This window comes from uncultured Campylobacter sp. (assembly GCF_937921625.1).
Classification (GTDB): Bacteria; Campylobacterota; Campylobacteria; order Campylobacterales; family Campylobacteraceae; genus Campylobacter_B.
In genome coordinates this window covers 1-2,307 of the sequence record NZ_CAKZTI010000068.1, presented here as the reverse complement: position 1 = coordinate 2,307, position 2,307 = coordinate 1, and the positions used below count along the sequence as shown (strand labels likewise).

Genomic DNA, 2,307 nt, shown 5'->3' with positions numbered 1-2,307 from the left:
GTGCGTCTGTGCGTGGGATTTGCGCGCGGCAGTTGTTTTTGGTGCGGCGTCTTGCGGATTTAAATTTATGCGCTCAATCGCGTCGTATTTTTGATACGCGGCACGGCACGGAATTTTGCCGTTTAGGAAGCGCGCCGTGCGGCAAATTTCGCAACAGAAAATGTCGCATCAATTTCGCCGCATTCAAATTTCGGCAGGTAAAATTTGCCTTGCGGCATCGTGTCGCGCAAAAATTCGCCGATCGCGGCGCAAAAACAGACGCGCTCAATTTCGCGGTAGAGATTTCGGCGCGGCACAATTTGTAAGCGTAAAATTTACCGCCTGTTTTCATTGCGTTGGCGTGAGCCGACTTGAAGCGCGGCACAATTTGTGGATGCGAGACTGCGCCGCAGCGGTTCCGGCGATGCGGCAGATGTAAATTTAAAAATAAAGAGCAAAAATGGTTCAACTACTACTTGATAAAGCGAGGGCTCTGCTTGCGCCCGCGCCGAAATTTTATTTCGGCCTATGCGGCGCGGTGGGTGTATTTTGGCTCGTCGTCGCGCTTAATTTGATCGTTTGCGCGGCGCGGGCGTATTACTTTTACGGCGTGGAAGATCGCATATTTTCGCGGATCTTTGAGGATTTTTGCTGCATTTTGATCATAAATTTGCTCATCTTTCATCTCTGCTTCGTCGTTTTTAGAAGATTTTTCGGGCTTGCCGCTCTGTTTGTGCTAGCGATCAATACGCTTTGTGCGGCTATCTCGCTCTTTTTGGTCGTTTTTTTTCGACTCCGCTTTTAACGTCGTCGCGCTCGATGCGATAATCCACACCGACGCGAACGAAAGTAAGGAATTCGCCGCGCAATTTCTCAGCGCGGGCGTGATCTGCTCTTTGCTCGCATTCGCGACCGCGACGTTTGTCGCGCTGAAGTTTAAAAAAAGCTCGTGCAGCGCGAGGCTGCGAGCCGCATTTAGCGTGATCTATCCGATTTGTGTGGTCATTTTTTGCATTTTTACGGCGACCAAAATCGCAAGCGGTGGCGAGCGTTATCGCGCGACGCTCGGCACATACGCTCCGCTTGAGTTCGCGTTCGTCGTAAAAGATTATCTCGGCGATGCAAATTTCCTTGCCGATCTGCAAAGCATCGAGCGTGGCTACGACGAGGCGAAGCGGGCGAATTCCGCGCTTGATTTTAACGCAACGCAGATTAAAAACGTCGTGCTGATTATCGACGAGAGCCTGCAGCGCGGCCATATGTCGCTTTACGGATACGGCAAAGATACGACGCCTTTGCTAAACGATCTGCAGCGGCGGGGGCTGCTTATTAAATTTAGCGATACTGTTTCGTGCTACGGCGCGACCAATCCCGCGCTGATGCGGATACTTAATTTCAGCGACTACGAAAGCGAGCGCGAAAGGCCGTGGTTTGAGAGCCTTAGCATTATCGATATGTTCGCGCTGAGCGGCTTTCGCACGATGTGGATCAGCAATCAAGAAGCCTTCGGCAAATTTGCCCTTAGCGCAAAAAGTGCCGCCGATCGCGCCGAAAAAAAGCATCTTTCTTTCCACAAGCGATCAGCTCGATAGCATGCGAGTCGCGCACGACGGCGCGCTGCTGCCGATCATCAAAGAGGCGAAAAAATCGCAGCGCGAGCGAAATTTCTACGTCGTGCATCTCATGGGAAATCATATGGACTATAAAAAACGCTATCCCGAGGAATTTGATAATTTAAAAGCGACGATATCGCCTTACCGTTTACGCAAAAGCAAAAGGTCACCCTCGCGTGCTGCGATAACAGCGTGCTGTATAACGACTACGTGGTGAATGCAATTCATCGGATGAGGACAGCCTCATCGTCTATCTCAGCGATCACGGAGAGAATATCTATGAGCAAAACGGCCTCATCGGGCACAACATCAATACCCGATTCACCTACGAAATTCCGCTGCTTTTCATCGCTTCAAAAAGCTTTATCGCCGATCATGCGGAGCTTTGGCGGCGCATAGGCGCGGCGAAGGACGAGCCTTTTATGAGCGACGATCTGGCTCACGTGCTCGCCGATATTTTAGGCATAGAGCCGCTGCAGTTTAACGTGCGCAAAAGCCCGCTGCGCGATGAATTTGACGCTTCGCGCAGGCGAATGACGAACGGGGTGGATTACGACGAAAATTTAAAAGGTAGGGGAGGATACGGGCGGTAAACGGCTCCGCGCCGAAATTTAAGGCTTTACGCGCCGTATTGCTTCCGATGCCGTCTACGATCGGGCCGGCTCGAAGCTGCACTTGATTTTGCCGCGAGCGTCAAATTTAACGCCCGTATTTT

At 51.4% G+C, this 2,307-nt stretch carries 3 protein-coding genes and 1 pseudogene; all 4 read left to right on the top strand.

The features are described 5' to 3' along the window. Positions 1 to 439 precede the first annotated feature (439 nt). Positions 440 to 784, top strand: a complete 345-nt coding sequence (locus tag Q0101_RS10590) for a hypothetical protein (RefSeq protein ID WP_291936246.1) — start codon at positions 440 to 442, stop codon at positions 782 to 784. After that, positions 735 to 1,571 (top strand): sulfatase-like hydrolase/transferase, encoded by an 837-nt coding sequence (locus tag Q0101_RS10585; RefSeq protein ID WP_297945390.1) that lies wholly within the window; start codon positions 735 to 737, stop codon positions 1,569 to 1,571. Before Q0101_RS10590 ends, Q0101_RS10585 begins: the two co-directional genes overlap by 50 nt. A gap of 1 nt (position 1,572) precedes the next feature. After that, entirely contained in the window at positions 1,573 to 1,809 is a 237-nt protein-coding gene (locus tag Q0101_RS10580; protein WP_297945387.1) for a hypothetical protein, read from the top strand. A 16-nt stretch (positions 1,810 to 1,825) separates the two neighbouring features. Then, positions 1,826 to 2,185, top strand: a pseudogene (locus Q0101_RS10575) (sulfatase-like hydrolase/transferase); the annotation flags it as partial. Positions 2,186 to 2,307: the final 122 nt, after the last annotated feature.